The organism is Mucilaginibacter sp. P5_A6 (genome assembly GCF_056400585.1).
In genome coordinates this window covers 96,388-122,228 of sequence record NZ_JBFUKZ010000012.1, presented here as the reverse complement: position 1 = coordinate 122,228, position 25,841 = coordinate 96,388, and the positions used below count along the sequence as shown (strand labels likewise).

The following is a 25,841-nucleotide window of genomic DNA, read 5'->3' as shown; positions in this document are numbered from 1 at the left end:
TAAGAGCTTACCGGGCTAAGATATTATATTATTTTATCAAAAAAATGTAATAAATTTTAACAATTAATTAAAACTAAATTCGTTAACTTTATAGTAACCAATTACTCTTTATCATTCAGTCATTTTAATAACCGAAAGGAGGGTTTTATGTTACAGCAAATAGCATTTATACCACAGCGTCAATTTCACGTGCTGATCAATTTTAAAAACGATGAACGCGTTGTAGCTGTATTACCCAACGAGGCAGGAAAGTTCCGCGTGGTTGATCAGGGTAAGATTATCGCTGAAGTTAATTTTGATGAAAACCGAAACGTTGTTTGCTGCCAGGGTAAGCTGGAAGATAAAATAATGGCCCAGCTGGCGCAGCATATAAAAAATCATTACGGGTATTAATAAAACAGGTAAAAAAGAATTTGATAGTTCATGGGTAATGGCTCATGGTTCATAGTCCATGGGAATTTATTATTCGTGGGCTATCTTTTTTTATTAGCCCACCCAAACCCTCCCCGAAGGGAGGACTTAAAAACAAACGCGGGACGCTTCTATCCCTTCTTCACCGGTTCCTTTGCCAGCATAGCCTCCTTAATAAATTTAACCGGGGCACTGCCATAGCTTAAAAATTTCTCGTTAAAATCCTTGAGTTTATATTTATCGCCCATTTTATCTTTCCAGGCATCGCGCAGGTCCATGATCTCTTTATAGCCGGTGTAATAGCTGGTAAGCTGTACGCTGCTAACACTTACCCTTTTCCATTTGCCATCGGCTTCGGCCTGTTGCTGAAAGGCTTCGGTGGTAAGCATTTTAATGGCCTGCTCTTTGGTCATGCCACCGCTATGCACACTGTAATCCAATATGGCATTGCATACCGAACGCAGGTTCCATTTATACCACATCAGCAGCATCTCGGCTTCATTATTGCCATAGCCCGCGTCCAGCATCATCTGCTCGCTATACACAGCCCAACCTTCGGCCATGGCGCCATTGCCAAATACAGCTTTGACGATACTTGGCACTTTATTAGCATAAACGCCCTGTACATAGTGGCCGGGCACAGCCTCGTGGATACTCAATATCTGGATGATGTACTGGTTGTACTCGCGCAGGTAGCTTTCTGCTTTTTCTTTTGACCAGTTGGCAAGGCTGCCTACATTGTAATAGGAATTGCCATTTTTATCATAAGGCCCCGGCCCACTCATAGATGCACCGGCAACACCTGCCATATAACCCGGCTCTTTACGAATAATGAGCGGTTTGGTTGGATCAAGCGTTACCAGGTCTTTGGCAGTCACGAACTTATTTAGCTTAGGAATCAGCTGCACAATGGCCGACTGAAACTCATCCGGCTTTACGTGGTTTGATGACAGGCTATCAATCAGCTGGCTAATCATCGCCAGTGAATCAACAGGTATCGCCTTATTACCAAAATATTTTGGCCACAACTGCCTGCTTATTTTAGCCATCTGCTGGTGAACATATTTTTTACGCTGTACCGCGGCATTGTAAACCTGCTGGGCGGTGTTTGCAGCTACTATTTCGTACTTAAATTTATCTTCATACAAATCCTTGCCCAGCCTGAAACTGCGTGGGTGGTCGTTCTTTAAATTCTTTAACCATTCGGCATAATCCTTTATAGCCTTAACGGTGATGGCAACCCTGTCTGTCATCAATTTTTGTTCGGCCTTGGGGATATTAGTTTTCTTAAGCGAGTCGGCAAAGTCTTTTTCTATTACATCCACGCCACCCAGGTTTTGCTCAATGGCAAGGCTGGTAAGCTCGGCCACCGGGTTTTTTATCTGCTTCTGAGCATCTTTATAAAAAAGCGGCACATTAACCATTCGTTGATAAAAATTGCGCAGGCGTTTGGTAAGCGGAGCATAGTGCTCATTCAAAATATAGGCAAAAGTGCTAATTACGTTGTATGAAGATGGGTCCCATTCGTAACTCTTCAGTTGTTTTATCTGCCATTGCGCATAATCCAGCTGATTCTCCAACATTTTAAAGTCAACTCTGTTACTTTCATTAAGCGTGTTTACATCAAATCTGCTTAGGGAATCTTTTTGCACTTTGGCAAAATCAAGTATCTTATCGCGACTTTGTTGATTTGGAATAAATAGCAAACTATCGTATTTATGGTAACCTACAGACGTAGCCCAGTCGGGGTTTAGCTTCCATAAACCATCCAGGAAGGAGTTTTCATAAATGGTGAAAGCTTCATCATCTTTACCAAACGTTGGATAGCTGCTTGCACTTTCCTTTTTGCAGCCGGTTAAGGCTACCATGAAAAGCACAACAACCAGTGCTATTTTAAACAGTATGTTTTTAATCACGGGATAATAAAATTAAATACCGCATAAACTTAAAACATTTAAGGTGAATAAATCAAACGGTAGCTTAATTTGTTACTTTGGGCATTATGAATAACGAACACAAAATTTTGATTGAAGAAATAGTGCATTTACTGCAAGGTGGCAATGCGCATGCCGATATAAAAAAAGCGTTGGATGACTTGCCTAAAAACCTGCGTGGTGCAAAACCCGGTAAGTTACCTTACAGCATCTGGCAATTGGTTGATCATATACGCATTGCACAATGGGATATGCTGGAGTTTTGTAAGGATGGCAGCCATCAATCGCCCGAATGGCCCGATGGATACTGGCCAAAAGAAACGGAACCCGGGAGCGACGAAGCCTGGGCCAAATCAGTTAACCAAATAAATAAAGACCTGGACGAACTTATAGAACTTGTAAAAACCAGGGACCTGTTTACAAGGATCCCACATGGCGACGGACAGCATATTTTACGGGAAGCATTGCAGGCGGCAGATCATATGGCTTATCACGTTGCCGAGATCATTGTAATACGGAGGTTATTAGGAGCCTGGGGGTAGGCCCCTTTAAATTAAAACGCGTCCTTTCGGTAAAAATAAACTACCTCACCTTCTTCACAAAACTAATAACCGCCTTCACAAATTCGGGCTTTAGAGGCCGGTCTGGTTCGTTGTAGGTGGCTAGGTTTTTATCCTTATCTATAGGCGCTTCTTTTAAAACGTGGTTCATATCGGGTATAATATCAAGCACGGCATCTGATTTGGCTTTTTTTAATTTTTCGGCATCTCCAACTTTTACCTGCAAATCGGTAGTGCCCTGAACAATCAGTATAGGCATTTTTAATTTCCTTATTTCCCTGGCAGGGTTATACCTGAACCACGACATCAGGTATTTTTGAATCCCGGGCCTTGCTATAAAATATAGTGAAGGATCGATATTATCGGTTGTCTTCCCCCTTTTCAAACTATCAAGCATCCGCTTAAATCCTTCAGAAATATGTGTTGGCTGCGATTTCATTTGCTCGGTAAGGATGATATCTGCCGAATCGCCGGGACCGGCTACGGAAATGAATGCTTTTACCGGCTCATCAACAGATGAAAGTATGCCTACTAATGACCCTTCGCTATGGCCTAATACAATGATGCGCGAAAACCGCTCGTCATCATTCAGGAAATTTATCAGGTTAACAGCATCTTCCACATAATCCTCAAACCTTATCTGATTTTCTGTGGTAGAGCTTACACTTTGGCCAACAAGGCGTTTATCATAACGTAAAGAGGCAATACCGCTTTTGCCCAATTCGTTGGCAATCATTTTATAAACATTGGCCGATAAGCCTAACTTAGGGCTGTTACCATCTCTGTCTGTTGGGCCCGATCCGGCAATTATCAATACTACCGGCACTTTGCCGGTAACGTTTTTAGGCATGGCCAGGGTACCCGATATAGCGCCGGCAAGGTTTTTTACCGATACCGGTGTTTCTTGAATAGACGGATCCATAACAAATGCAGCTGCGGCAGGGGCAGTAGGTCCGTTTGTATTTGCCTCGGCCGCTGCACCCTCATATGGTTTTAAAAACAAACCAGTGTATTGGTTTTTATCATTCAAAGCTATATTCAATAAAAACGTCCCTTTACTAAATGTTGCTTTATATGCGGCTATGGGACTGGCAAATTTTACAAAATCGGTTCGGTCCAGGCTTCCCATTTGTGTCTTTAATTGAAGCGTAGTAGTTTTGAAGCTTTCCAACGGCAGGCTGGCTTTCATTTCGGGGCTAAAAAAATTAAAAATACTATCGGGCTTGTTACTGTTGTAAAATTGTATAAACCTGCTTAGTGCGGTTTTATAATTAGCCGGCTCTGTTTGTGCAAAAAGCTTAGTTGCAAAACATATGATCAGTACTAAAAAACTAACTTTCTTCATGGTTATAATCTTCCAAACGGCATAACGCCTGTTTGATGCGAAATTAATAAAAAACGTATGGGTTTCATTTTATTTGATTTACATATTTCACACTGAGAGCAACGTTAGATTTATAATGGTTTTTACGTGTAAACATCGATATGGAACCTATCTTATTTATTAACAGGCCGTAAAAAACAAATTATCAATATATTATCAATTTAATATTTTGTGTTATATTGCGTTACATTTCATATACTGAAAATATCGGAAATTTCTACATCTAACTATTAATGAAGGTTTTATTCGGAAGCATTTTTTTTGCATTCCTTACCGGAGTGCGTTGTATTTCTTTTGCTCAAACCCAACCTTCTGCTATTCAAGGTAAAGTTGTGATAGATATTAACGGCCCTGCCGAGGGGGCTACCGTTGTACTGATGAAATATGCTGATTCGACCATCATTAGATCGGGATTGGCTGATAGATCAGGAAATTACAAGTTAAACAACCTGAAACCCGGGAATTATTTACTTTTAGTAACCCAGATAGGCAGTGGCAAAGTATATTCAGGGCCTTATCAATTAACTGCCGGCCAAACTTTTGTGGCTCCTGACGTTATTCTGAAACAGGTAAGCACCCAGTTAAAAGATGTTACAATTATAGCACGTAAACCTTACATTGAAGTAAAGCCCGGCAAGATTATATTAAACATTCAAAACAGTATTTTAGCCGATGGCAACTCGGCCTATGAAATATTGCGCCAGTCGCCGGGAGTACATGCCGGGGGCGATAAAGAAACATTAAGCATTATTGGACGGCAACCAGCCCTCATCACTATTGACGGCAAAACAACAAACCTAACCGGCGATGATCTTAATAACCTGTTGCGCAGCATGCAAAGCAGCACTATTGACCAAATCGAGATCATCAGCAGCAGCTCGGCAAAATATGATGCCTCGGGTGGGGGTATCATCAATATCGTATTAAAAAAAGGTAAAAATCTGGGCACCAACGGAACCTTTACCGCCGGAGCGGGTATAGGCAAATATGCAAAGGGCCGTATCGGCATAGTGTTCAATAACCGTACGGCAAAACTTAATGTGTTTGGTAATTACACTTTTGATGACAATAAAACCACCCGCTACTTTAGCAACAACAGAAATATTAATTATCATGATACTTTAAGTAATTATAATGTAGCGTATAATAATATTCAAAGAACGCAAAATCATAATTTCAAATTGGGTGTTGATTATTCCCTGTCAGAAAAGCAAACCATAGGTATTTTGGTGAGTGGCATTGTAAGGACTGACGCCTTTATAAAAAGTAATAATTTAGAGATCTCCAATCAAAACAAACTTGATTCCATAATCATCGCTCAATCTGATCTTAACCGGAGCAGCAACCTTTTTAACTATAATATTAATTATAATGCCGAATTGGATAAAAGCGGCAAAACTATATCTGCTGATGTAAATTACTCCACTTATARGCGCCATTCAAACGAGTATATTACCAATAACTTTTACAGGCCCAATGGCAGCACTTACCGCAATACGATGGAGTTGGAGAATCTTTCGCCATCTGACATCCACACCTGGACATCAAAGATCGATTATATTAACCCGTTCTCTAAAACGTCAAGATTAGAGGCCGGCGTTAAATACAGTAGTACCAAAAGTGATAATAACCTCATATTCGGCCCTAAAGTAAACAGCGCCTACAAGGCCGACACTAATTTTAGTAATCGGTTTTTATATACCGAACAGGTAAGCGCGGGTTATATAAACTATGTAAACAAAATTGGAAAATGGAACCTTACTGCTGGTATACGTGCCGAGAATACCCACTCAAAAGGTGTTTCGATAGGATTAAACAAAAGCAATACAGATGCCAGCATTAACAATTACTTTAACCTTTTCCCCCTGGCACAGTTATCATACACTTACAATAATAAAAACGCATATAGTTTAAGCTACAACAGCGGTATCCACCGGCCCGATTACCAGGATATTAATCCATTTTTATACTATACAGATCCATATGATTATCGATCTGGTAATAAAAACCTAAAGCCCGAGTATACCAATACTATCCAGCTATCGCATACTTATAAAGAAGAATTTATTACATCGGTATATTATTCTCAAACTAATGATGCGTATGACTTTCCTTTATACAATCAAAATGATGCCACCAAGGTTAATGTAACAGAGCGCAAAAATTTTGGCCATGTATTTTCATACGGAATTGCGTTTTATGCGCCTGTGCAGTTTACCAGTTGGTGGTCGGGCAATTTCAATGTGGATGCATCATACCTGCGCTACAAAGCTTATCCCGTTAACGGCAATTTTGATAAGGCATCGCAGTATATTACGGCCAACAGCACACAAAACTTTGCTATCAGCAATACCATATCCGCCGAGATCTCAGGCCGGTTTGAATCGCCTACTTTATATGGGATCAACCGGCTAAAAGAAACCTATTCTGTTAACGCTGGTATCAGCAAACAGCTTTTTAACAAACGTGGCAGCATCAAAGTAAATGTGACTGATATTTTTAACACCGACCGCGACCGCAATCACGCTGTTTACCAAAACGTCGACCTATCAGGAACAGACAAAAAAGAAACCCGCATATTCAGAATAAGTTTTTCTTACCGCTTTGGTAAAAGCACAGTTAAGTCGGCCTTAAAGCATGATACAGGCAACGCCGATGAGCAACGCCGTACGGGTAACTAAACCTTTTGGTTACCTTATCCTTAGTTCAGGATACTTACCTTTTATCCGGGTTACAAAAAAGTTCCCTAATGACTCGGCATGCATAAATTTTTTAAAGGATGCTTTTGAAAAGCCAAAATATTGCCATACCCCTCCACTATCTCTAAACTCCAATTCCAAAACCTTCGTGGAAGGATTATAGCCCGCACTACTTAATGCCGATGATTGCACAGCCTGCCTTAGCATATCCTGGTATTACATATTATTATATATAATATTCAAAAAGGAAAAATGTTTTAAAAAACAATTACCCCGCGTGGCCGCTAAGCATGCTTGCCAAAATAATAAGCAAAACTAATAATGTAATGCACAGGTACAGGTAGTCCTTTTCCAATACAAAACCAATAGCCGAGAATACAACCCTTATTATTGGTGTAGCTATCAGCAAAATAATACCGGCTTGTATAATAGCTCTGCCGCGTAATGTAAAAATGCCGTTAATGATACCACTTGCGTTCTGCACAAAATCGGGCACACCCTTAAAGGTACTGTAATCTACATGACTTTGCCCGTGCCTGTACAGGTACAGCACACCGCCAATAAACACCACACTCATGGATATCAAAACCCCTGCCCGCAATATCCAACCTATAACGGATTGCATGTCGGTATCTTTGAATTTAGTCATTAGTCATTAGTCATTAGTCATTAGTCATTAGTCATTAGTCATTAGTCATTAGTCATTAGTCGGAATTGACAATCGGATGCTTTGTTTTAATTAGCGATAACTATTTTTCTAACCAGAAAGGCACCAATGACAAGCGCAGCATAATGCCCTATGACTAAATCTTATGTGTGAGCCCATTATATATCATTTGCGAAGCCAAAAAGGTTACAACTATAGCAAAAACCCATCGCAACCAGCCGGATGAACTGGTGTGTACCAGTATTTTTGATCCGCTAAGCGCCCCCAATAAAACTCCTATAGCAACCGGCATGGATAGTCCCGGATCAATATATCCGCGTTGAAGGTAAACCACCGCGCTTGCCGCGGCTGTTACACCTATCATAAAGTTACTTGTTGTGGTTGATACTTTAAAGGGGATACGCATAATGGTATCCATAGCCAGCACCTTTAACGCGCCTGATCCTATTCCTAACAACCCGGATATGGTGCCGGCAAACATCATCATAAAAAAACCGCCACCTACATTTTTAACTTTGTAAGCTACCGTGCCCTGGCGCGATGGATATGTACTGTTCAGTTTGAGTTTTTCGGCAAGTTTACTTGGTTGCTGATTAATAATTTCAACCTTTTTCGTTAAAGACATAATGGCCGACAGGATCAATATCACCCCAAATAATATAGCGATGTAATGAGTTGGGATATAAACAGCAATCAACGCGCCCACCATGGCCCCGGCTGTTGTGGCAATCTCCAAAAACATACCCAGCCTGATGTTGGTGATACCCTCTTTAACATAAGCCGCGGCCGATCCAGATGAAGTAGCAATTACCGATACCAGCGAAGCGCCGATGGCATAATGGATATCAACCTTTAATAACAGTGTGAGCAAGGGAATAATAACCACACCACCACCCAAGCCGGTTAGCGAACCCAGTAATCCCGCAAAATACGAGCCGATAAGTATAATAAGCGTTAGTACAATTACCGACATAATTTGCAGCAATGTTGAATTGCGAAAGTAACAATAACTTTTTTAGATAGCCACTAACCCTTTCACAAGTATTTTAATATATAACGCAGATTATGCCCTTTGCGTTAATTTGTTTTACTATTTTAAGCCCTTAAAACTTAAATACATGAACAAGAAAGCCTGCCTGCTTTTATTCCTTTCGGCCTTGATGCCCGTTTTGCTTTTGGGGCAAACTAAACTGCCTGCCAATATGTTTTTGCGCAAGCTGCCCAACGGCCTGGATGTACTGGTGGTTGAAGATAATAGTGTACCACTTGCAACTATCATGATCACCTGCAAAAATGGATCATACACCGAAACGCCAAAGTTTAACGGCCTGAGCCATTTGTATGAGCATATGTTTTTTAAAGCCAATAAGGATTATAAAAACCAGGACGATTTTTTAGACAAGGTAAGTGAGCTGGGGATGCAGTTTAACGGATCGACCACTTACGAAAACGTAAACTATTATTTTACGCTGCCAAAATTCAACTTAAACCAGGGACTTGATTTTATGAACTCGGCTATCCGCTACCCATTGTTTGACAGCAAGGAAATGGCTAAGGAAAATGTGGTTGTTGACGGCGAATTCCAACGGCAGGAATCAAGTCCCGTCTTTGCTTTGAGCAATGCTATGGACCACCACATGTGGGGCAGCCTGTACAGTCGTAAAAACGCCATAGGTGACCATGATGTTATCCGCTCGGCCACGCCCGACTTGATGGATTCCATTAAAAACAAATACTATTACCCTAATAACGCGCTGCTAACCGTTGCCGGTGACGTTGCGCATGAGGATGTTTTTAAAAAAGTAGAAGCTATTTATGGCAGCTGGAAACCATCGGGCTTTGATCCGTTTAAAAAATGGCCCATTCCTGAGTTTAAACCGCTGGTAAAGCCGGATTATTTTATTATTGAATCAGACCTGAGCAACGTGCCTTTCATTATGATAGACTGGCAGGGGCCCGATACCCGTACCGATATTCCATCAACCTACGCGGCAGATGTGTTTAGCTATATATTAAATCAAAACTCATCCACGCTAAAAAAAGCTTTGGTACAATCGGGCCTGGCGCTTGATGTAAACATCAGTTATTTAACCTTAAGTCATGTTGGCCCTATCACCCTCTTTGTGGTACCCAACCCTAATAAAATTAAGGAATGCATGGCCGAAATAAAAAGGCAACTTGCGCTGATGGACAAGGATGACTATGTAACTGATGAACAAATTGCCACTTCCAAACAAAAACTGGGCATCCTTAAGGTTCAGGAAGAAGAAGTAGCATCCGATTTTGTGCAGGTATTATCGTTCTGGTGGTCGTCGGCCTCTCTTAACTACTTCACTACTTATAATGCGAGGTTAAACAAGGTAACCCGTGCCGATCTGCAAAACTATGTACGCAAGTATATTAAAAACAAACCCTATTGCGCCGGGATGCTTATCAACCCCACCCTTGCCGCACAAGTTGATCCCAAAACCTTTTTTACAGCATCAAACTCATTAAATCAATGAAGAAACTATTAACAACCATCCTGTTGATCTGCAGCGGCATATCTATGGTTTTGGCTCAAACAGAAACTACCTCGTTTGATGTGGATGGCATAAAGGTGATATTTAAACCAACCTTAAAAGAGATCATTAATGTACGCATGTACTATCGGGGCGGTGTAACCAATTACCCTGCGAGCCAGGCTGGTATTGAAAGCTTTGCGCTGGAAGCAACCAATGAATGCGGCACAAAAAAATACACAGGCAATGTTTACAAAGACAGGGCCGATAAATATGGCATCAACATAGGCTCGAACTCAGAATATGATTATGGCAATATCCAAATGGAATGCGTTGCCAAATATTTTAACGAGGGCTGGGACCTGTTTACCGAAGCTATTGTGAACCCTGTTTTTGATGCCGGTGAGGCTGAGCTTTTAAGGAACAAAATGATTGCAAAGGTAAAAGGCGATCAATCAAACCCAGACAAACAAGCAGAACACCTGGTATTGCAAAATGCCTTTGAGGGTACTCCATATGCTACAGATCCTGATGGCACCGAAGAAATTTTGAGCAAACTTACAGCCGCTGATCTTAAAACCTACTATAACTCCATATTAAATAAAAACCAACTGTTTATTGTGGTTGCCGGTAAGGTTGATAAAGCGGAGCTTATTGCAAAAATTAAAGCATCATTTTCAGGTTTACCGTCAAAACCTTATAATCCGGTAACCCTGGAAGAGCCCATCTGGAATGATTATCATTTACTGAAGGAAAACAGAAACCTGCAAACTAATTATATTAATGGCATTATGAATTCCCCCAAATTTAACAGCCCGGATTATGTGCCCTACCGCGTTGGGATCTCGGCCCTGGGCGGCTCCCTTTTTAGCGAATTGCGCACAAGGCTTAACCTTTCTTATGATCCGGGTACATATTCGGTAATGCAGCAAATGCCATATGGTATTATGTATGTAAGTACAACTAATCCAAAAGAGGCAGTACTGGCCATAAACAGGCAAGTAAAAAAAGTATTAAGCCATGGTTTAACTCCCGAAGGATTACAGCGTATAAAAAGCAGCTTTATTACTACAAACTATATCAAGCAGCAAAGCACCGCATCAATTACCGGCAGCCTGGGCATTGCTGAAATTTTAGGCGGATGGCAAATTGCCGATGACCTGCCAAAACTGATAGAAAAAGTAACCGTAGACCAAATTAACCAGGCCATGTACAAGTATATTGTAGGCCTGAGATGGAGCTACCTCGGCGACCCGGAAAAAGCCACCGAAGCGGCTGAGGCGTTTAAGAAGGTAATCAGGAATGATTAGTTCATTGGTTCACTGGTTCATTAGTTTATTGGTCTTTGCAGGCGTTGGCTCTTTGATAATATTCACAATCAACCTAAAGTGGGCGACATTTTAGTTAAGCTTATCAAGCAACCTGACGAACAATTTCCACTAATGAACCAATGAACTAATAAACCAATGAACTACTTTTGCGGAATGGGTTATAAAAGTTTACAGGCTTGTATTGCCGACCTGGAAAAGCATGGTCATTTGGTACGGATTAAGGAGGAGGTTGACCCTTACCTTCAAATGGCAGCCATTCACCTGCGGGTATTTGAAAACCAGGGGCCAGCCATACTTTTCGAGCAGGTTAAAGGCAGCAGGTTCCCCGCGGTATCCAATCTGTTTGGTACCCTGGAGCGTTCGAAATTTATTTTCCGGGATACGCTGGATAAGATCAAGACCCTTGTTGAAATCAAAAACGATCCGCTTAAGGCTATAAAACAGCCTTTTAAATACGCCAACGTAGCGCTTACAGCCCTATCGGCCCTGCCCATGAAAGGCAGCAGCAATGCCCCGGTAACGTTCGGTAAATGTAAGATCAGTGATATCCCGCAGATTGTGAACTGGCCCATGGATGGCGGCCCATTTGTGACCATGCCGCAAGTGTACACCGAAGACGCCGATAAACCGGGCATCATGAATGCCAACCTGGGCATGTACCGCATCCAGCTGGCCGGTAACGATTATATTTTGAATAAAGAGATAGGCCTGCACTACCAGTTGCACCGCGGCATCGGCGTACACCAAACCAAAGCAAACGCCAAGGGCTTGCCATTAAAAGTGAGCATATTTGTAGGAGGCCCGCCCTCGCACCCTGTTGCTGCGGTGATGCCCCTGCCCGAAGGTTTATCAGAGATGACCTTTGCCGGAGCCTTGGGTAACCGCCGTTTCCGTTATTTTTATGATGAGGAAGGGTTCTGTATTTCTTCGGATGCTGACTTTGTGATCACCGGCACAGTAATGCCGCTTGAAAACAAGCCCGAAGGCCCTTTTGGCGATCATTTGGGTTATTACAGCTTAAAGCACCCTTTCCCTTTATTAAAGGTCCATAACGTATATCACCGCAAGGATGCCATCTGGTCGTTCACGGTGGTTGGCCGCCCGCCGCAGGAGGATACCAGTTTTGGGGCGCTCATCCATGAGATCAGCGGTGCAGCCATCCCCAAGGAAATTCCAGGCCTGCATGCCGTTAACGCGGTGGATGCGGCAGGTGTACACCCTTTGTTATTTGCCATCGGTAGCGAGCGTTATACACCCTACATTAAAGAGCGTAAACCGCAGGAGATATTGACCATTGCCAATCACATATTGGGCAAAAGCCAGCTAAGTTTGGCCAAATACCTGCTGATTGCCGCTCAGGAAGATGCCCCATCGCTGGATGTAAACAATATCGAAGCATTCCTGCTGCACATACTGCAACGCGTCGACCTTACGCGCGACCTTCACTTTTATACCCGTACCACTATCGACACCCTTGACTATAGCGGAGACGGGCTCAACACCGGCAGCAAGGTAGCCATCACCGTTGCCGGCGACATCAAACGTGAGCTGTGGACAGCATTGCCATCCTGGTTCGATTTGCCTAAGCCGGTAAGCAACTATAAAATGGCTATGCCCGGTGTGCTGATGGTTGAAGTGCCCAAACATGTGAACCATAAGGATATAGACAACATCATCAGCATTATAGAGTACCGGCTGAAAGAAGAGGAAGAAGAGCTAAATGGCTTACCATTAATAGTATTATGTGACGATGCCGCCTTCGCTGCCCAAAACATCAGCAACTTTGTTTGGGTAACGTTTACCCGCAGCAACCCATCGCACGATATTTATGGCATAGGCAGCTTTACCGAGCATAAACACTGGGGCTGTACCGGTCCGCTTATTATTGATGCCCGCATTAAGCCTCACCATGCCCCTGTACTGGAACGGGACCCGGAAATTGAAAAATCAGTTGACAAAATGGGCGAAAAAGGCGGAGCGCTTTACGGGATAATTTAGGATTGAAAACAGCAAGATAATGAGCCACAAGCGTTCCATTGGAACGTGGAACGGGGTGGAATACCATTTGTACTGATAGTCAACACTTTAAGCTTTCACAAAACACAAGGCAGAACACCTTTATATTTGATTATCAATTAGTTATATTTTTTAAAAAATCAGCATAACATTCAACTTTTCCTGGTGCTTTGCAGGCAAAATCCTCTAAATCCTGCAAAATCCTTAAACGGTGTGGCTTCTTAAACACCTAAAATATAAACAATGAGTGAAAAATCGTGTTTATCTTTGACTGCTATGAAAAACATCTTTCTATATATTTCCATACTCCTGCTTGCCTGTGGCTGCAAAAAAAAAGACGTACCATACTACACCATATCCAGGGTAACAAAATCTGATACTGCCAGTAAAGTTATTGTTAATATCAACGCACGTTTAACCCAGGCCCAGTTGCTAAGCATAGCCGGGAAAATAAGATCAGATAGCGCCGCATTGCCCAACCTGCAGCTTTGCTACATACTACCTGGCCATAGCGATAAAAATACCGGTTCAAATAACTTTTATGCTGTTGCCAAATATCCCGGTGCACAGGTTACTACCATGCAGGATACCCTGAAAGATACCGAAGGCAACATTGTACGCTTAAAAATAACCGGAGTATCTGCACAAACAGCTAAAAAACTCATCGGCTTTCATCCTAAGGAACTAAAAGATCAAAACTTTTATGGACACTTTATTGATGATAATAACCATACCGTTATCATTCCCTTCAGGGATTTAACCGACCCCAAAAAGGAGTATTATATCCTGGAGCTGGATACAACCGGTAAAGTAGTTTCGGCAACTATCCCAACTGTAATTAAAAAGGATGGGGTTGAAAAATGGTTTGTTACCGACCGGGGTGACTATATCACTATAAAAGATAGTGTACTTACCCAATACTCTATTGATGACCTTGGCGTGCCTTATAATAGTATCAAATCGGGCATGTAAAATATATTTGTATTAATTATATCTATTTTTATCTATTTATATCTATCGCTCTAACTAAAAATTAAGTTAAAAAGGGATAAAATTTTCCTTTTCATAATTTATACCAATATATTTATAGTGTCTAAAACATTATGAAATATATGACCCGAAATCTTATTAAAACTTTAGCACTTAGTGTTATTGGGGTGTTCAGCTTTTGCATAGCGATTGCCCAACCCCGCTTACCGGAAGGATACTTCTGGAAAAAGCTTCCAAACGGACTGGAAGTGGTTGTTATTGAAAACAGCAAGGTGCCCCTGGCCACCATAGAAATTGCTGTAAAAAATGGCGCCTATACCGAAGGCCCGGAATTTAGCGGCCTCTCCCACCTTTTTGAGCACATGTTTTTTAAAGCCAATAAGGATTACCCTAACCAGGAAGCATTTCTAAAACGCACCCAGGAATTGGGCGCCATCTGGAATGGCACCACCGATGTAGAGCGTGTAAACTACTTTTTCACTTTTGACAGGGACAGCCTTAATGCCGGTTTAAAATTCATGAACGCCGCCATCCGTTTCCCTATTTACCGCGAGGAGGATATGAAAAAGGAACGCCCTGTTGTTGACGGCGAGTTTCAGCGTGCCGAAAGCGACCCGGGTTTTCAGCTGTGGTATGGCATCCAGCAAAAACTTTGGGGCGACCTCATCACCCGTAAAAACCCTATCGGGATCCATGAAGTGATCAATACAGCTACGCCCGGGAAGATGATGATCATCAAAGACAAATATTACTTCCCCAACAATAGCCTGCTTACTATTTGCGGCGACGTAAAACATGAAACAGCATTTGCCTTGGCCGAGAAGATATTTGGCGACTGGGCCAGCAGTGGTTTCAATCCGCATGAAAAATACCCTATCCCTCCCTTTAAGCCTTTAACAAAAAGCGAATACTTTATAAAGGAAAGCACCATAGCACAAACGCCATCTATACAACTTTCATGGCAGGGCCCGTCATATTTAACAGATTCGGCATCTACTGTGGCTGCAGATGTATTTAGTACTATTTTGGGCTTAAATTCATCAAAACTACAACAGGCCCTGGTTGATAAAGGCCTGGCAAGCAGCGTTTATGTAAGCTATACCACCAGCAAATACGTTGGCCCTATTGATATGGGTATCGAGCCCAATCCTACTAAACTAAAGGAATGCTATGATGAGGTAGTAAACCAGGTAAGCCAATGGAGCAAAGCTGATTACTATACCGACGAACAGCTAAAAGATGCCCAGGCTATTTTATTAAGAAACAGCATCCATCGTAAAGAAAAACCATCATCGCTGGCCAGCCAGCTGAGTTACCAATGGTGCAGCACCTCGCTTAATTATGGTACCGATCTTGACGGCAATTACCAGAAAGTAACCCGCGCTGATATCAAAAAATTTGTGGATACTTATATTATAGGTAAGCCATACGCCGCAGGTATAATCATAGCACCTGATTTAAGTAAACAATTAAATGTAGCTTCATTTTTTGTAGCTAAGTAATTTTTAAACATCTTATCATGATGAAAAAATATGTATTCACCCTGCTGATTGCAGCGGCGATAGGAAATATAAAAACAGTGCAGGCACAAAAAGCCGCCTATGAAACCACCGTTGATGGCGTAAAGGTAATTGTGCAGCCAAGCGGAAACGATATTGTGGAGATACAAACCATTATAAAAGGCGGCGTACAAAATTACAGGGCCGACAAAATGGGGATCGAATCGATGGCTATGAACGCGCTTACCGAGTGCGGAACCATTAAGCACGATAAAAACAGCTTTAAAGATTTATTGGATAAAGTAAGCGCTACCGTTTATGGTTACAGTAATAAAAATTATTCGGTAGTGCGCATGAACTGTATTAAAAGCGACCTGGACGCGGTATGGCCTTTATACGTTGAGGCCATGACCCAGCCCCGCTTTGATGTTAAAGAGTTTACCCGCATTAAGCAGGATGCTATTAACCAAATAAAAAGCATGGATTCGAGACCTGATGTGGCTATTGATAAATTTGCCGACAAAACAGCTTTCGCTAACCGTGATTATGCCAAGGACCCTGCCGGTACAGTTGATATTATTACTAAATTAACCCCCGAAGAAACAAAAGCCTATTACTCATCCATCTTCACCAAATCGCGTTTAGTAATTGTTGTTGTTGCTGATCTTGACCAGGCTACCATTGAGGCGAAAGTAAAAGCTATGCTTGATGGTGTAAAAAAAGGCCAGGCATTTGAATTTAAAAAATCATCGTTCAGGGTTTATAAAAACAGTATTAATGTAGAGTCGCGCGACCTGGCTACCAATTATGTGGAAGGCGTAACCAGCGGCCCTATCCCCGGCAACCAGGATTTTGATGCGTTCAACGTAGCGATGAGGATATTTGCAAATCGTCACTTTTTAGATATACGTACCAACAATGGTTTATCCTATGCACCCCAGGCCTGGTTTAGCGTAGGGCAAACATCAACAGCCAGGTTTTCGGTATCAACTACGCAGCCCGATAAATACATAGCGGTATTTGATAAACTGGTTGATAAGGTAAAAACCGAGGGCTTTAAACCCGAAGAGGTTGCCAACATGAAGATAACCTACCTTACAGGTTTTTATTACAAAAACGAAACCAACAGTGCCCAGGCATCGTCAATAGCATCAAACGAGGTGCTGTTCAACAACTGGAAACGCTCATTAACCCTGGTTGACGATGTTAAAAAACTAACAACCGAGCAGGTAAACAACGCCTTTAAAACTTATATCAACAATATTGTGTGGGTATACCAGGGCGATCCTAAAAAAGTAAACCAGGTATTGTATATCAACGGAACTTTAAATAAAGGCGAAAACGGAGCTAATCATTAAAAAAGTCAAAATTAAAAAGTCAAAAGTCAAAATTGCCATACAGTTTTGACTTTTGGCTTTTATAAAGAGTTCCGCCAAACTAATTGCCCGCGTCCCCTTTTTGAATTTTGAATTTTGAATTACTCTACCGGAAGAACCACCTTCTTCCTTCTGCCCCAAATCTCGCCTTTATGCCGGGTAGGTACGGTGTCGCCTAAAAGTTTACCCCAGGGCTTAAGACCGTCAATCCGGTCGAAAATGATCTTGAGCACAGCTATGAACGGGATGGAAAGGAACATACCAGATAGCCCCCACAGCATGTTGCCCAATAATACAACGATGATGGACATAAGCGCGTTGATTTGCACCTTGGATGATACAATACGTGGCACCAGGATATTGTTATCAATAAACTGGATAACAAGGTAGGCCACTATCACCCCCAATTGCGTTGTATAACCATCTTTAGTAACCGTAGCCATCAACACCGGCAAGGCAATGGCAATAATACCGCCTAAATAAGGCACCAGGTTAAGGATTGCGCCTATCACTCCAATCAATATCCCATATTTTACGCCAAGCAGGATAAGCGCCAGCGAATTCAGCGCTGCCACAATCATCATCTCTATCAGCAAACCTATAATGTAGCTTTGGATAGCCGCTTTGGTTTCGTGCAATACATCGGCCACGCGCCTGGAGTTCTCCTCTGAAAACACTTCGAAAAAAAAGTTGAGCAGTAAGGTTTTATAATAAAGTACAAGGAAAACATACACAGGAACAATCAATATCAACCCAAAGATGCCAATTACCGAACCTAAAGTACTGCCCAACAGCGAATGGCTATTATCCATTGCCTCTTTAATTAATTGATTCTGCTTTTGTACAGAATAACCAAAGGTGGTTGCTACCCAATCTTTAGCATCAACGGATATTGCTGCAAACTTTTGTTTCAGCATGGGCAGCGAATCGCCAAACTGGATAATTTGGGTAGATAGAAAATAAAACAACCCGGCAATGGCAACGGATGCCAAAAGCAAGGTAATAGAGATAGCCAATACTTTGGGTACCTTTTTCATTTCCAGCCAATTGCAAACGGGGTTTAATAAAATAGCAATAAACAACGAGAACGCGATCGGTACAAAAACATCGGCCAGCTGTGAAAATATATAGACTAATAAAATGAGCCCGAACATGATAACGGTGCTCTTGAGATAAAAAGGGTATTCTTTAACAGGCATACAGGCAGAAAATAAGGTGTATCCAAATCAAGGAGTAAATCAACTAATTGTTTTATCTGCACAATAAATTCCTGAAAAACAAAAGGATCTGAAACCAAAGCTTCAAACCCTTTATATCAATATCATAAATCCCGTCTTCCGCAAATTTCGTCCCCGCATGGTCTCTCGCATCTTATTAAGTTAAGAGGCTGATAGGCTGCTCCAGAGGAGCAAAAGCTTTGTAGCACAAATAAATCTACAATCTTTTGCGTGCCAGAGGTACGCCACCTAAGGTTCCGTACCTCTGGCACGGAGCTTCATTTTTGCTTTTTTACTACAAAGCTATTCCCCCGCTGGGGGAGATACTCATTAATTTCCCGTCCCCGTAGGGTCTCTCGAAAGAGGACCCTGCGGTTGCACTAAGCCCGTATTATTTACGAAAACCGCGTTTATGCGTGGTAATCGGGGTATCTCAGGGTCCTCTGTGAGAGACCCTGAGGGCACGAAATATTTTTTACTTGGTATTCAACGTAATTTTAGCAACAGGCAAACCCTTTGATGTCGCTGTAAACGTAACTGCACCTGCCTTTTCCTTAGCCTGTACAATAGCCAAAGCTAAGCCATGAAAAGCTTTACGATACGATACTTTAAATGAATCATGACTTACCGGATCGCCGTTATCAACGCTGGCAATAAAGGCTGGTCCGGTTATTTTAAAGTCGACCAGGTTTTCGGCATCCGGCACTACATTGCCATCTTTATCCAGGACTTTTACGGTAATGAATGACAGGTCTTTACCATCAGCTTTGATCAGTTTACGATCGGCAGATAGCTCGATTTTTGCCGGCTCGCCTGCGGTATGGATGAGGCGGGTTAAAACCTCTTTACCATTTTTGCGCGATACTGCCTTTAGCGTGCCCGGCTCATATTTTACGCGCCACATGATGTGCAAGTCGTCTCCCGTTTTCTTTTTAATGCCTAATGATTTGCCGTTCAGAAAAAGCTCAACTTCATCGGCATTATTGTAATATGCCCAAACATCAACCATTTTACCGGGTGTCCAGTTCCAGTGCGGGAAAATGTGCAATACAGTTTTGTTAGTCCACTCACTTTGGTACATGTAATACACATCCTTAGGGAAACCCGCCAGATCAACAATACCAAAATACGAGCTGCGCGATGGCCAGCTATATGGCGTAGGCTCGCCTAAATAGTCAAACCCTGTCCAGATGAACATCCCCGATAGAAACTCGTGCTTTTTCATCACCTTCCAGGTCATCTCGTGGGTCGATCCCCATGGCGGTCGCACATTATCATAAGCTGATACGTTATTACCTTCTCTTACAAAGGGCTTATCCCATCTTTCGGGCCATACCCTGATGCTATCCGATGGCATTTCGTAAAAGCCCCGGGTTTCCAGGCCGGATGTAGTTTCTGTAGCGATGAATTTTTTACCGGGATACCTGTCATGAAAACCGGCATATTCTCCCTCATGGTAATTATAACCTACCAAATCAATCGCGCCTGATGCTATGATCTTGTTTTTTGTATCCGGATTATTATTGGCGGCGGTTATAGGGCGCGTAGTATCTAAACTATGAACAATAGCTGTAAGCTGCGGCGCAATCCTTAAAGCCGAGGTATCACTTTGCTGCCCTATTTCGTTACCAATACTCCAAATCATTACGCTGGGATGATTTCTATCGCGCAGAATTTGATCTTCCAGGTCGCGTTTGTGCCATTGCTTGAAAAACAGGTGATAATCGTACTTTGCTTTTTCCCATTCCCAGGTATCAAAAGCCTCATCCATTACAATGAAACCCATTTTATCGCATAGATCAAGCAGCTCCGGAGCCGGCGGGTTATGGGAGGTACGGATGCCGTTGCAACCCATACCTTTTAAAATCTGCAGCTGGCGTTCCAACGCACGGGTATTTATAGCTGCGCCAAGGCTGCCCAGGTCATGGTGATCGCAAACGCCTAAAATTTTCATCGGTTTGCCGTTCAGGCTAAAACCTTTATCCACATCAAAGTTAAAATAGCGGATACCTAAAGGGGTAGTATATTCGTCAATTACCGTTTTGCCCGCAAGCACCTGCGTAACCGCTTTGTATAAGTAAGGCTTTTCAACACTCCATAATACCGGGTTTGTAACATTCAGCACGCTGCGTGTTTCAAATACAGTATCTTTTAATTGTTTTTTTGATGGAATAGATGCCTCGGCAGCAATCACTTTACCGGCAGCATCATATAGCGTAGTTTTCACTGTTACCGGTGAGGATGCGGCGTTTTTAACCTGCACCTTTAAATTAACTTTGGCCGATGTGTTGCTTACATCTGTTGTGGTTACATAAGTACCCCAATGGTTAATTGCTGTTTTATTGGTGGTAACCAGCCATACATTCCGATAAATTCCAGACCCTGAATACCAGCGGGAATTTGGCTGAACAGAGTTATCAACTTTTACCGCGATAACGTTATTTCCGCCAAAGTTTAAATAAGGAGTAAGCTCATACCTGAAAGAGATATAACCATTTGGCCTGAAACCAAGGTGATGCCCGTTAACCCAAACATCGCTCTTCTGGTAAACGCCGTCAAAATCTATATAAATCAATTTCCCTTTTGATGAAGCCGGCACTGTAAATGTTTTACGATACCAGCCTATGCCACCCGGCAATGCGCCGCCTTCGGGAGTAGCAGGGTTATCTTTGCTGAATTTCCCCTCAATGCTCCAGTCATGCGGTAAATTTAGCGAACGCCATTTGGCATCACTCGTGCCAGGCTTTTCGGCATGGGGTACATCGCCTAAATTAAAGCGCCAGCCCTTATCAAAGTCGAGCGTTTGACGGCTTTGCTGGGCAAAACTATCCGCACAAAAAAACAGGGTAAGAAGCAGCAAGCCGTATGATGTTACAGCTTGGGCAATTGACTTTATAGGATGCATAATAGGTTAATTGGGATTAAATGTAATTTAGACACTAAATTAGAAATAATATAATATTAACCCAATGTAGTGCCGAATTTATTTCGGAATAACGTTTTGCAAAAAACTCTTTTCTGTCCCGTAGGGTCTCTCGGAGAGGACCCTGCGGTTGCACAAGCCCGTATTGTTCACGAAAGCCGCGTTTATGTGAGGTGATCACGGTACCTCAGGGTCCTTTGCGAGAGACCCCGAGGGGACGGAACTTATATTCAGATGCTGAAATAAGCCAGAGACTTATTTTAAAATAAAGTTTACGTTCCTGGTTTCACCAGCCGGAACAGCAACCCTCAAAACCATATCATATTTACTAATTATTCCATCGCCATTAATATCCTGGTGAATATCATCTCCAACTTTTGCCGCGGGTGTTTGCACCGGCGAACTATTAATCTCAAACTGACTGGTGAACTTTCCGGTTACAATGTACGTGGCTTCCGGGTCGGCAAGTATTTTGCCATCTGAGGCAGAATGATATAAGTAATAATTTTTACCTGCAGTAACGTCGAAATCGATTTTACCATTACTGCTGCTTTGAGCCTGAGCAACATTGTTGCCTGATATTCTTTTTTCGTCGGATAACAGCTGTACCGTTATGCCATTCAATTCAGCCTGTGTATCCGATTTTACAACTACCTCTAAACGTGTAGGTTTATTGTCTTTTTTACAACCAGCTAATATTATTACCCCAAAAACAGAAACTATAAGTTTTAAACGCATGAATAAATATAGTAATAGTCGTGAAATTTATAATATCAAAAAAAAATGTGCCCTATAAAAAGTGTTGCCCTATTTTTTCACCGTATTCACCATACTAAATCCTACCAGTTCGTCCCAGCGGGCTGCGGGCGGGCGGTAGTAAACCAATAGCTGGTAATCGTTCTCGGTTTCAAAATGACTGCCTTCAAGGGGGACATCATCGGCCTTGCCATTTTTATCAACCCAAACATATTCATAATCATATACGCCCTGCTTTAACAACAGGTTGATATAATACCGGCCATTTTCATCGCGGATAAGCTTACTCTGCTCATCCAGCTTGTAATCGTTAAACATGCCAACAATGTATGGTGTGCCTTCACTTCCCAATTTATTGGCAGCAAGACTGAAATATACATGCGCGTAATCGGCATCGGTACGCGGGTCGCGGCCATCCTGGTTCAGGATAAAGAATTTGCCGTTGTTATCATAGTACAATACATAGTCGGGATTATCGCGAATGGGGTCGCCCAATAGCACTACGATATTTGCCGTATCCTTATAAATCTTAGCCACGCGTTGCGAGTTAAGTTTCAAGGTTCGCATATCAAACAACCTGAATTCATTACGGCCGGGGAAATCGTTAATGGCCACATCGTTATAGATTAATGATGTACCGCGGATATTTGTTGGCTCTGTATTTAAAATACTGGTGGAGGTACGCGCGTTCTGCATTACAAATGCACGGATCTCCCGGGATGGGCTTTGAACCTGCAGACTTCCGTAATCAACTGTAAAATTTAATTTCTGGTTGGTTTGCCGCGTTTGCGTATTAGGCGATGCAATTATATTGGCTGCTATAGAAACCTTTTTACCAACCACATACAAGCGCCGGGTAAGCACCATTTTTGATTGATCACCATCCTCATAAACTTTCAGGATATAGTTTCCCGATATTTTAGGGGCGATGTTATTATTAGGGATCAGTTGCTCATAATGGGTATATTTTTGGAACGTACCTGTTGAATAGCTGTAATTATACAAACGGTCGTCCTGGAAACTTTGCAGGTACTCGGCCGGCGATAAGTTAGATGAGTTCCATTTGGTATCACAATGCTCAATGGTATAATAATAATTACGACTGCCGCCACGCAGATCATCAAAAGCCAGTAGTACTTTATCATCAGTGCCAAGGTTGATTACCGGAAACGTATTTTGCTTATCGGTGTTGTTAAACTCAACGCTTTTTATGGCGGGGCTGTAAACGTTATTATCGTACGGTGTTTGAGCAAAAGTTTTGAGAGAGAGGAGGACGAGTAGAAATAGTATTATTGATTTAGAAAACCACGCGCCCCACCGCCCGTCATTGCGAGGCACGAAGCAATCCCCGATATGCAAAGCGGCCTTGCAAGGTTGCCCTGTAAAGTTGGGGATTGCTTCGTGCCTCGCAATGACGGGTTTCATAAATATGTTTTACTTTAAAACTATGTCATTGCGAGCGTAGCGTGACAATCGCGTCGCATGCAAATCGAATATGCACAGTTCGCGATTGCTTCGTGCCTCGCAATGACATATTTTTGGATACAGTTTTTACGCTTCCAGCTCCAAAATCTGCTCGGCCAAAGTTTCCCATTTTTGTTGGATCTGCTTCAGCTCGGCTTGTTTTTGGTTATAGGCAGTATTGGTTTCTTTTAGCTTTTGACTGTCGTTATAAATTTTGGTATCGGCCAGTTTGGCTTCCAGCTCTTTCACTGTTTTATCAAGCGCGGCAATCTGCTCTTCCATTTTGGCCAGGTCCTGGTTCAGTTTCTTTAGCTGCTGGTGCTTGTTTTCGCCTTGCTGCTGTTTAACCGGCTCGGGCTTTTTCTCTTCTTTTTTAGGTTGAGGTGCGGGAGCTGCAGCCTTAGGTTCTAACTTGCGTTTTGAAAACCACTCGTCGAACTCGGCATAAGTACCGGGGTATATTTTTATCTTTTGATCCTCAATGAACCAGATCTTGTTGGCCACATTATCAAGGAAATACCTATCGTGAGATACTACAATGAAAGTACCCTCGTACTGCTCCAAAGCCTGGATCAGGATGTTTACAGATTGCATATCCAGGTGATTGGTAGGCTCATCCAGCACCAGGAAGTTAGCATCCGCAGTAAGTGCCTTGGCTAAAGCCACACGTGATTTTTCACCTCCCGATAATACCTTTATCTTTTTAAATACATCATCACCGGTAAACAAAAACGAACCTAATATGGTACGCAGTTCGGTATCGGTATGTTTCGGCGCAAATGCCTGCAGTTCCTGCAGTATCTGGTTTTCCAGGTGTAACGACTCCAGCTGGTGCTGGGCAAAAAACGTAGTGCTTACATTATGCCCGGTTGTTACCTTACCTGTATAATCATGATCGGCATTGGCAATGATGCGCAACAAGGTTGATTTACCCTTACCGTTTGCACCAATCAGGGCTATTTTGTCGCCTTTTTCAATTACCGCTTCGCCGCCATCAAGAATATCAATTGCGGGATACTTTTTAACAATATCCTCTAACGTTACCACGTGCCTGCCCGATTGTTTGGAGAAACGGAAAGCAAAGTTAACGGATGGGTTATCATCATCCACATCATCCACGCGCTCCATTTTATCAAGCATTTTGATACGCGACTGCGCCATTTTTGCTTTAGAGGCCTTGGCACGGAAACGCTCGATCAAACGCTCTTCCTGTTTTATTTTTGATTGCTGGTTTTTAAACTCACCGCGCTGAATTTCTTCGCGCTGGGCTTTTTCTTCCAGGTAAAAAGTATAGTTACCCGCATAAACGGTAAGTTTCCCTTTACGCGATTCAACTGTGCGGTTAATCACCTTATCCAAAAACCACCTATCGTGAGATACGATGATGATGGCGCCGTTAAAAGCTTTCAAATAATCTTCCAGCCATTGGATAGAAGGTAAATCAAGGTGGTTAGTAGGCTCATCCAACAACAAAATATCGGGCGCCTGTAACAGGATCTTGGCCAGCATTACACGCATACGCCACCCTCCCGAGAAGGTGCTTAGCTTACGCTGGCAATCAGCCTCGTTGAATCCCAAACCCGCTAAAATTTCGTGTGCTTTGTATTCAATATTATAACCGTCAAGCAATTCAAACTCATGCTGCTTATCGCTAAGCTTGTGCAAAAGGTCTTCGGTATAGTCGGTTTCCAATTTTTTAAGCAGCACTTCTATCTCGTCATGCAACTGGTTTTGGCGCTCAAAAGCCTCCATAGCCACATGCACAATATTTTTATCAGATGAGTATGACAGCAAATCCTGGTTAAGGTAACCCATGGTAAGGTCCTTCGCCATTGATATGGTGCCCGATGTAGGCTTATAGTCGCCTACAATAATTTTTAAGAGGGTAGTTTTACCGGTTCCGTTGGCACCTATTAAACCAATTTTTTCACCGGGTTTTATATGCCAGTTGGCTTCATCGTAAAGGGCCCGCGCACCAATCTCAAACGTAAGGTTATTTATAGCAATCATTTGGGCGCAAAGATACGGATTTGACGTGAAATTTAGGTAAAAGGTAAAAGGCTAAAGGTGAAAGGTTTTTAAATGATGACAATCAAGCCACTTTGAATAACTG

At 42.4% G+C, this 25,841-nt stretch carries 19 protein-coding genes; 9 read left to right on the top strand and 10 right to left on the bottom strand.

Features of this window, described 5'->3' with window-relative positions:
* Positions 1–147 precede the first annotated feature (147 nt).
* Positions 148–393 (top strand): hypothetical protein, encoded by a 246-nt coding sequence (locus tag AC1DO4_RS14735; RefSeq protein WP_477417063.1) that lies wholly within the window; start codon positions 148–150, stop codon positions 391–393.
* Between the two features lie 149 nt (positions 394–542).
* Here the strand turns inward: AC1DO4_RS14735 and AC1DO4_RS14730 are convergent, their stop codons facing one another.
* Positions 543–2,327, bottom strand: a complete 1,785-nt coding sequence (locus AC1DO4_RS14730) for a DUF885 domain-containing protein (RefSeq protein WP_477417061.1) — start codon at positions 2,325–2,327, stop codon at positions 543–545.
* An 86-nt stretch (positions 2,328–2,413) separates the two neighbouring features.
* On the opposite strand from AC1DO4_RS14730, the gene AC1DO4_RS14725 reads away from it, so the two are divergent.
* Positions 2,414–2,887 (top strand): DinB family protein, encoded by a 474-nt coding sequence (locus tag AC1DO4_RS14725; RefSeq protein WP_477417059.1) that lies wholly within the window; start codon positions 2,414–2,416, stop codon positions 2,885–2,887.
* 40 nt (positions 2,888–2,927) lie between these two features.
* Here the strand turns inward: AC1DO4_RS14725 and AC1DO4_RS14720 are convergent, their stop codons facing one another.
* On the bottom strand, positions 2,928–4,250 hold the full coding sequence (locus tag AC1DO4_RS14720) for an alpha/beta hydrolase (protein ID WP_477417057.1): 1,323 nt from the start codon (positions 4,248–4,250) through the stop codon (positions 2,928–2,930).
* A 272-nt stretch (positions 4,251–4,522) separates the two neighbouring features.
* Here AC1DO4_RS14720 and AC1DO4_RS14715 point away from each other — a divergent pair, with 272 nt between their 5' ends.
* Positions 4,523–6,970, top strand: a complete 2,448-nt coding sequence (locus tag AC1DO4_RS14715) for an outer membrane beta-barrel protein (protein ID WP_477417055.1) — start codon at positions 4,523–4,525, stop codon at positions 6,968–6,970.
* A 9-nt stretch (positions 6,971–6,979) separates the two neighbouring features.
* On the opposite strand, the gene AC1DO4_RS14710 is transcribed toward AC1DO4_RS14715, so the two are convergent.
* The 3 genes from AC1DO4_RS14710 to AC1DO4_RS14700 all read right to left on the bottom strand — a co-directional run bounded on the left by AC1DO4_RS14710 (position 6,980) and on the right by AC1DO4_RS14700 (position 8,628).
* Positions 6,980–7,195, bottom strand: a complete 216-nt coding sequence (locus AC1DO4_RS14710; protein ID WP_477417053.1) for a KTSC domain-containing protein — start codon at positions 7,193–7,195, stop codon at positions 6,980–6,982.
* A 61-nt stretch (positions 7,196–7,256) separates the two neighbouring features.
* Complete coding sequence (locus AC1DO4_RS14705) at positions 7,257–7,637, bottom strand: DUF1634 domain-containing protein (protein ID WP_477417051.1); 381 nt, start codon at positions 7,635–7,637, stop codon at positions 7,257–7,259.
* Between the two features lie 154 nt (positions 7,638–7,791).
* Positions 7,792–8,628, bottom strand: a complete 837-nt coding sequence (locus tag AC1DO4_RS14700) for a sulfite exporter TauE/SafE family protein (protein ID WP_477417049.1) — start codon at positions 8,626–8,628, stop codon at positions 7,792–7,794.
* Between the two features lie 145 nt (positions 8,629–8,773).
* Here AC1DO4_RS14700 and AC1DO4_RS14695 point away from each other — a divergent pair, with 145 nt between their 5' ends.
* The 6 genes from AC1DO4_RS14695 to AC1DO4_RS14670 all read left to right on the top strand — a co-directional run bounded on the left by AC1DO4_RS14695 (position 8,774) and on the right by AC1DO4_RS14670 (position 17,350).
* Complete coding sequence (locus tag AC1DO4_RS14695) at positions 8,774–10,159, top strand: M16 family metallopeptidase (RefSeq protein WP_477417047.1); 1,386 nt, start codon at positions 8,774–8,776, stop codon at positions 10,157–10,159.
* Positions 10,156–11,466 (top strand): M16 family metallopeptidase, encoded by a 1,311-nt coding sequence (locus AC1DO4_RS14690; RefSeq protein WP_477417045.1) that lies wholly within the window; start codon positions 10,156–10,158, stop codon positions 11,464–11,466. Before AC1DO4_RS14695 ends, AC1DO4_RS14690 begins: the two co-directional genes overlap by 4 nt.
* A 174-nt stretch (positions 11,467–11,640) precedes the next feature.
* Positions 11,641–13,485 carry a UbiD family decarboxylase gene (locus AC1DO4_RS14685; RefSeq protein WP_477417136.1) on the top strand — a complete coding sequence of 615 codons (1,845 nt, stop codon included), beginning with the start codon at positions 11,641–11,643 and terminating at the stop codon, positions 13,483–13,485.
* Positions 13,486–13,779: 294 nt separating this feature from the next.
* Positions 13,780–14,475 (top strand): hypothetical protein, encoded by a 696-nt coding sequence (locus AC1DO4_RS14680; RefSeq protein ID WP_477417043.1) that lies wholly within the window; start codon positions 13,780–13,782, stop codon positions 14,473–14,475.
* Positions 14,476–14,615: 140 nt separating this feature from the next.
* On the top strand, positions 14,616–15,995 hold the full coding sequence (locus AC1DO4_RS14675) for a M16 family metallopeptidase (protein ID WP_477417041.1): 1,380 nt from the start codon (positions 14,616–14,618) through the stop codon (positions 15,993–15,995).
* Between the two features lie 17 nt (positions 15,996–16,012).
* Entirely contained in the window at positions 16,013–17,350 is a 1,338-nt protein-coding gene (locus AC1DO4_RS14670; protein ID WP_477417039.1) for a M16 family metallopeptidase, read from the top strand.
* 119 nt (positions 17,351–17,469) lie between these two features.
* Here AC1DO4_RS14670 and AC1DO4_RS14665 read toward each other — a convergent pair whose 3' ends face one another.
* The 5 genes from AC1DO4_RS14665 to AC1DO4_RS14645 form a co-directional block, all read right to left on the bottom strand.
* Positions 17,470–18,567, bottom strand: coding sequence for an AI-2E family transporter (locus AC1DO4_RS14665; RefSeq protein ID WP_477417037.1), 1,098 nt, complete (start codon positions 18,565–18,567; stop codon positions 17,470–17,472).
* A gap of 493 nt (positions 18,568–19,060) precedes the next feature.
* Complete coding sequence (gene galB, locus AC1DO4_RS14660; RefSeq protein ID WP_477417035.1) at positions 19,061–21,490, bottom strand: beta-galactosidase GalB; 2,430 nt, start codon at positions 21,488–21,490, stop codon at positions 19,061–19,063.
* Between the two features lie 273 nt (positions 21,491–21,763).
* Complete coding sequence (locus AC1DO4_RS14655) at positions 21,764–22,246, bottom strand: hypothetical protein (protein WP_477417033.1); 483 nt, start codon at positions 22,244–22,246, stop codon at positions 21,764–21,766.
* A 69-nt stretch (positions 22,247–22,315) separates the two neighbouring features.
* Positions 22,316–23,689: a type IX secretion system plug protein gene (locus AC1DO4_RS14650; RefSeq protein ID WP_477417031.1), complete on the bottom strand. Its 1,374-nt coding sequence runs from the start codon at positions 23,687–23,689 to the stop codon at positions 22,316–22,318.
* Positions 23,690–23,815: 126 nt separating this feature from the next.
* Positions 23,816–25,738, bottom strand: a complete 1,923-nt coding sequence (locus tag AC1DO4_RS14645; RefSeq protein ID WP_477417029.1) for an ABC-F family ATP-binding cassette domain-containing protein — start codon at positions 25,736–25,738, stop codon at positions 23,816–23,818.
* Positions 25,739–25,841 lie beyond the last annotated feature (103 nt).